The sequence below is a fragment of the Fusobacterium sp. genome, from assembly GCF_029258315.1.
Taxonomy (GTDB): domain Bacteria; phylum Fusobacteriota; class Fusobacteriia; order Fusobacteriales; family Fusobacteriaceae; genus Fusobacterium_B.
The window spans coordinates 20937-27499 of the sequence record NZ_JARHZE010000009.1 but is presented as its reverse complement, the minus strand read 5'-3'; the positions used below and the strand labels follow the sequence as shown (position 1 = coordinate 27499).

Sequence of the window (6563 nt, the reverse complement as noted above, 5' to 3'; positions counted from 1 at the left end):
GACGAAAGCAGCATAAGCCATTCTTCCCATGATAAAAGAACTATGTAAAGGTTCATCAGGAAGTGCTTGACAAGAAACAATTAATTTACCTTTAACACTTTCAAGTCTATTCATTATTTGCCTCCTATACAATATATAAAATGATTTTTTATACTAAAACTTTAAAGATCACTTTAGAAATCTGTTTAACTTCTCCTACTTTAAGAAGAGCCATATGAGGTTCATTAGGAAAGAACATCACAAATCTTTCTGGAGTTAGATGGAAAAGATTTTTAATTTCGCCATCAAATAACTCATAGTCTCCAGCCTCATCATATTTTTGAGTTAATTTTGATTCAGAACGTGGAACAAAACCTAAATTTTCTTCACCTTCAATTACAATATGGATATCTATATACTGTTTATGTCCTTCAAAGAATCCATCTTCAAACTCTTTTGTCATTGGATGATCAGGAAAGTTAAAATAAACATTATCTCCATCAACAATATTTTTTCCAGGAACACCATTTTTATAGCTTCCAGCAAGAATATAATCAATAGCTTTATCTAAATTTTTAGATATTCCTCTATACTGATTTAAATCTTTTAATTCACCATATATCATTTTTTAAACTCCTTTCTAACACTTTTTTTGTTCTCGTGACCATTTCTTCTTAAGAATATACCTTTTTTATAAATTTGTCAATAGTTTTTTAATCTTTTTAAAATTCATACACATATAGAAGGAGTGAAAAAAATATATAAAAATTAAAAAGAAATTAGACAAATTTACTTAAAAATCTATCTAAAGTAAATATAAGTAGATAGAGTAAAAAAAATATAATAGTAAAAATTAAAAAAATAAAAGTGACAAAAAAAGGATCTTTTTGTGGTCTTTTATTATAATAAATTATAAAAATATAACAAATAGATTCGTAAAATATATAAAATATATTTCCCAAAATATAAATTTTGGTCTATAATACTAGCAAATAGAACTTTAAGTAATTTAATAAAAAACTAGTGGTTAAAATATAACCATCAAAAAAGACTGAAAATGATGAAATTTTAATCTTTAAGCCTAAAGTTTGAAATAACTACTTTATTAAACAAAGGGGGAACACAAATGGAATTTGTAACTTACGAGCAAGAAGGATTTGTAGGTATAGTAACAATCAATCGTCCAAAAGCTTTAAATGCTTTAAATAGCAAAGTATTAGAAGAATTGAATGAAACTTTTGATCAAGTAGATTTAAAAACTACAAGAGCACTAATAATAACAGGGTCAGGAACAAAATCATTTGTAGCTGGAGCGGACATAGCAGAAATGAGTACATTAACAAAGGCTGAAGGAGAAGCTTTTGGTAAAAAAGGAAATGATGTATTTAGAAAAATAGAAACTTTCCCTATCCCAGTAATAGGAGCGATAAATGGATTTGCTCTTGGTGGTGGATGTGAAATATCTATGAGCTGTGACATAAGAATTTGTTCTGAAAACGCTGTATTTGGACAACCAGAAGTAGGATTAGGAATAACTCCAGGATTTGGAGGAACACAAAGACTAGCTCGTATAATAGGAGTAGGAAAAGCTAAAGAGATGATATATTCAGCAAAAAATATAAAAGCTGATGAAGCATATAGAATAGGTCTTGTAAATGATGTTTATCCACAAGAAGAGTTAATGGAAATGGCTAAAAAATTAGCAAATAAAATAGCTAAAAATGCACCAATAGCAGTTCGTGCTTGTAAAGCAGCTATCAATGAAGGATTAGATGTTGATATGGACAAAGCTATTGTAGTGGAAGAAAAAGCATTTGGAAGTTGTTTTGAAACTGAAGACCAAAAAGAAGGAATGAATGCTTTCTTAGAAAAAAGAAAAGTAGAAGGATTTAAAAATAGATAAAAAATAATAGTTTTATTAAATATAAACAATATCAGGAGGATTAAAATGAAAATAGGAGTTATTGGAGCAGGAACAATGGGATCAGGAATTGCCCAAACATTTGCACAAACAGAAGGATTTGAAGTAATGTTATGTGATATCAATGAAACATTTGCAGCAAATGGAAAAAATAAAATAGCTAAAGGTTTTGAAAAAAGAGTAGCTAAAGGAAAAATGGAAGCTCAAGTAGCTGAAAGCATATTAGCTAAAATAACTACTGGAACAAAAGAAATTTGTGCTGATTGTGACTTAGTGATAGAAGCAGCAATAGAAAATATGGAAATAAAAAAACAAACATTTAAAGAATTAGATGGAATTTGTAAAGCTGAAACAGTATTTGCAACAAATACATCATCTTTATCAATAACAGAAATTGGAGCAGGACTTGGAAGACCAGTTATAGGAATGCACTTCTTTAATCCAGTACCAGTTATGAAATTAGTAGAAGTTATTGCTGGATTAAATACTCCAACTGAAATTGTTGAAAAAATAAAAGAAATTTCTGAAATAATTGGAAAAGTACCAGTACAAGTAGAAGAAGCACCAGGATTTGTAGTAAATAGAATACTTATTCCAATGATCAATGAAGCAATAGGAATTTATGCTGAAGGAGTAGCTTCAGTAGAAGGAATAGATGCTGCTATGAAATTAGGGGCTAATCACCCAATGGGACCATTAGCATTAGGAGACTTAATTGGATTAGATGTATGTCTAGCTATAATGGAAGTTCTTTATAATGAAATGGGAGATTCAAAATATAGACCTCATCCATTATTAAGAAAAATGGTTCGTGGAAAACAACTAGGAATGAAAACAGGAAAAGGGTTCTATGACTATACAAAATAGTTAAAATTATTGTGAGCTCGAAATAATATTTTTCGAGCTCAATTTTTATAATAATATTTATTCTAGATAAAAAGGATTAAATAGTAATCAGAAAAGAATAAAAAAATAAAAGAAAGCTAAATAATATATAAAATATATTGTAAAAAATATGAAAATTGAATTATAATAAACATGTAAAAGCAAAACAGTATTAAAAATAACTTTTATCGCACAAATAAAATATGATATGTCTTTAAAATAAACATAAAATTAAAATTTAAAAATAAAAAGAGTGCGTTTTAACTGTTAAAAGATAAAAATGAGAACGATTAACGGTTAAAATAAATCAAATCTAGGAGGAAAAAATGTCAAAAGTATACTTAGTAACAGCTAAAAGAACACCAATTGGAAGTTTCTTAGGAAGTTTAAAAGATGTAAAACCTGGAGATTTAGGAGCAATAGTAGTAAAAAAAATAATTGATGAAACAGGAATTAATCCAGCAGATTTAGATGAAGTTGTAATGGGAAATGTATTACATGCAGGACATAAACAAGGAATTGGAAGACAAGTAGCTATAAAAGCTGGAATTCCTCAAGAAGTACCAGGATATTCAGTAAATATGATCTGTGGATCAGGATTAAAATCAGTTTACTTAGCTTATTGTGAAATTAAATCAGGACAATCTAACTTAATAATAGCTGGAGGAGTAGAATCAATGTCTCAAGCAGGATTTGTATTACCAGCATCTGTAAGAAGTGGATTTAAAATGGGAGATTTAAAATTAGTTGACCATATGGTATCTGATGGATTAACTGATGCTTTCCATGAATATCACATGGGAATTACAGCAGAAAATATAGCTGAAAAATATAATATTACAAGAGAAGAGCAAGATGAATTTGCTATGAACTCTCAAAGAAAAGCGATAGCAGCAGTAGATGCTGGAAGATTTGATGATGAAATAGTTCCAGTACCTGTAAAAATTAAAAAACAAGAAGTTTTATTTGCTAGAGATGAGCATCCTAACAGAAAATCAACTCCAGAAGTTTTAGCGAAATTAAAAACAGCTTTCAAAAAAGATGGAACAGTTACAGCAGGAAATGCATCTGGATTAAACGACGGAGCATCAGCAGTTTTATTAGCTTCTGAAGAAGCAGTAGCTAAATACAACTTAAAACCAATGGCTGAAGTATATGCAGTAGGACAAGGTGGAGTAGATCCAGCATATATGGGACTTGGACCAGTTCCTGGAATTAGAGACGTATTGAAAAAAGCAGGATTAAAAATAACTGATATTGAATTATTTGAATTAAACGAAGCTTTCGCAGCTCAATCTTTAGGAGTTTTAAGAGAAGTTTGTGAAGAGCACGGTGTAACAAAAGAGTGGATGTTAGAAAGAACTAACGTAAATGGAGGAGCAATTGCTTTAGGACACCCAATTGGAGCATCTGGAAACAGAATATTAACAACTCTTGCTTATGAAATGGAAAAAAGAGATTTAACTTATGGACTAGCAACTCTATGTATCGGTGGAGGAATGTCTGTAGCAGTTATTTTAAAAAGAAATAAATAATAATAAAAAGTAAATAGAAAAATGAAATGGCTTACCTTATAAACCTAAACGCTTATTGGTAAGCTATTTTAAAAGACAAAAGTGAAAAAATTAACTATTAAAGAAACAATTTTAACCAAAAAAGTAAAAAAAAAGAAAAAATAGTTGATTTTAGATACAGTTTTGTTATAGAATGATATAGGCAAAGTTTTAAAAAATCAGTAGGAGGATTAGATAAAATGGAATTCAATATACCTAAAACACATGAGCTTTTCAGACAAATGATAAGAGAATTTGCTGAAAAAGAAGTAAAACCTTTAGCTGCAGAGGTTGATGAAGAAGAAAGATTCCCAGTAGAAACTGTTAAGAAAATGGCAGAAATAGGAATAATGGGAATACCAGTACCAAAAGAATATGGAGGAGCTGGAGGAGATAACGTAATGTACGCTATGGCAGTAGAAGAGTTATCTAGAGTATGTGCAACTACAGGAGTTATCGTTTCTGCACACACATCTTTAGGAACTTGGCCAATTCTTGCTTTCGGAACTGAAGACCAAAAGAAAAAATATATACCAAAAATGGCAAAAGGTGAATGGATAGGAGCATTTGGATTAACAGAACCAAACGCAGGTACTGATGCTGCTGGACAACAAACAACAGCTGTATTAGATCCAGAAACTAATGAATGGATAATCAACGGATCAAAAATATTTATAACTAATGCTGGATATGCAGACGTTTATGTAATATTTGCTATGACAAACAAAAGCTTAGGATTAAAAGGAATCTCTGCTTTCATAATTGAAAAAGGAACTCCAGGATTTACAATTGGTAAAAAAGAGAAAAAACTTGGAATCAGAGGATCTGCAACTTGTGAATTAATATTTGAAAATGCTAGAATACCTAAAGAAAACTTATTAGGACAAGAAGGAAAAGGATTTAAGATTGCTATGATGACTCTTGATGGAGGAAGAATAGGAATCGCATCTCAAGCACTTGGAATTGCTCAAGGAGCTTTAGATGAAACAGTTGCTTATACAAAAGAAAGAAAACAATTTGGAAGAGCTATAGCTAAATTCCAAAATACTCAATTCCAATTAGCTGATTTAGAAGTTAAAATTGAAGCTTCAAGATTATTAGTATATAAAGCAGCTTGGAAGAAAAGTGCTGGATTACCATATACAGTAGATGCTGCAAGAGCTAAATTATTTGCTGCAGAAACAGCTATGGAAGTTACAACTAAAGCTGTTCAATATCACGGAGGATATGGATACACTAGAGAATATCCAGTAGAAAGAATGATGAGAGATGCTAAGATAACTGAGATCTATGAAGGAACATCAGAAGTTCAAAGAATGGTTATCGCAGGAAGCTTATTCAGATAATAAGATTTTAGGTAAAAAACATATTGAAAAATATTGGAGGACGTAAAATGAAAATAGTAGTTTGTATAAAACAAGTTCCAGATACAACAGAGATAAAACTTGATCCAGTAAAAGGAACATTAATCAGAGATGGAGTTCCTAGTATTATGAACCCTGATGATAAAGGTGGATTAGAAGAAGCTTTAAAATTAAAAGATTTATATGGAGCACACGTAACAGTTATAACAATGGGACCTCCTCAAGCAGATGCTATATTAAGAGAAGCATATGCTATGGGTGTAGATAGAGCAATCCTATTAACAGATAGAAGATTTGCTGGAGCAGATACATTAGCAACATCTAATGCACTTGCAGCAGCTTTAAGAGAATTAGATTATGATTTAATAATCGCAGGAAGACAAGCAATAGACGGAGATACAGCACAAGTTGGTCCTCAAATTGCTGAACACTTAGGAATACCTCAAGTATCTTATTTAAAAGAAATGAAATACAATGAAGTTGCTAACACAATAACAGTAAAAAGAGTTATTGAAGATGGATACTACTTATTAGAAACTCAATTACCAGCATTAGTAACAGTATTATCTGAAGCTAATACTCCAAGATATATGAGAGTTGGAAACATAGTAGATGCATTCGATAAAGAAATAGAAGTTTGGACAGTTGATAACGTAAAAATTGAAGTTGAAAAACTTGGATTAAAAGGTTCTCCAACACAAGTTAAAAAATCATTTACTAAGGGAGCTAAACAAGCTGGAAAAGTATTTGAAGACTTAGATGCTAAACAAGCAGCAGACTTAATTGTAGAAAAATTAAAAGAAAAATTCGTTATATAATTGAGAACGAAGATTAAAACCTTAAGATAAAGGAGATAGGATA

At 30.4% G+C, this 6563-nt stretch carries 6 protein-coding genes and 1 pseudogene; 5 read left to right on the top strand and 2 right to left on the bottom strand.

What is annotated here, in order from left to right; translation table 11 throughout:
• Together Q1J48_RS00890 and Q1J48_RS00885 are read right to left on the bottom strand one after the other, a co-directional pair.
• Positions 1 to 114 (bottom strand): annotated as a pseudogene (locus tag Q1J48_RS00890) (N-acetylmannosamine-6-phosphate 2-epimerase); the annotation flags it as partial.
• A 34-nt stretch (positions 115 to 148) separates the two neighbouring features.
• A complete protein-coding gene (locus Q1J48_RS00885; RefSeq protein ID WP_300344582.1) occupies positions 149 to 604 on the bottom strand; it encodes a NanQ anomerase/TabA/YiaL family protein in 456 nt (151 codons plus the stop codon).
• Positions 605 to 1105: 501 nt separating this feature from the next.
• Between Q1J48_RS00885 and Q1J48_RS00880 the strand changes: the two genes are divergently transcribed.
• The 5 genes from Q1J48_RS00880 to Q1J48_RS00860 all read left to right on the top strand — a co-directional run bounded on the left by Q1J48_RS00880 (position 1106) and on the right by Q1J48_RS00860 (position 6520).
• Positions 1106 to 1882: an enoyl-CoA hydratase-related protein gene (locus tag Q1J48_RS00880; RefSeq protein ID WP_300344585.1), complete on the top strand. Its 777-nt coding sequence runs from the start codon at positions 1106 to 1108 to the stop codon at positions 1880 to 1882.
• Positions 1883 to 1927: 45 nt separating this feature from the next.
• Positions 1928 to 2767 (top strand): 3-hydroxybutyryl-CoA dehydrogenase, encoded by an 840-nt coding sequence (locus tag Q1J48_RS00875; RefSeq protein ID WP_300360616.1) that lies wholly within the window; start codon positions 1928 to 1930, stop codon positions 2765 to 2767.
• A 344-nt stretch (positions 2768 to 3111) separates the two neighbouring features.
• The gene (locus Q1J48_RS00870; RefSeq protein WP_300344591.1) at positions 3112 to 4320 is read left to right on the top strand and encodes an acetyl-CoA C-acetyltransferase; all 1209 of its coding nucleotides are present in this window, start codon (positions 3112 to 3114) and stop codon (positions 4318 to 4320) included.
• 218 nt (positions 4321 to 4538) lie between these two features.
• Positions 4539 to 5684, top strand: coding sequence for an acyl-CoA dehydrogenase (locus Q1J48_RS00865; protein ID WP_300344593.1), 1146 nt, complete (start codon positions 4539 to 4541; stop codon positions 5682 to 5684).
• Positions 5685 to 5731: 47 nt separating this feature from the next.
• Positions 5732 to 6520, top strand: coding sequence for an electron transfer flavoprotein subunit beta/FixA family protein (locus Q1J48_RS00860; RefSeq protein WP_300344595.1), 789 nt, complete (start codon positions 5732 to 5734; stop codon positions 6518 to 6520).
• Positions 6521 to 6563 lie beyond the last annotated feature (43 nt).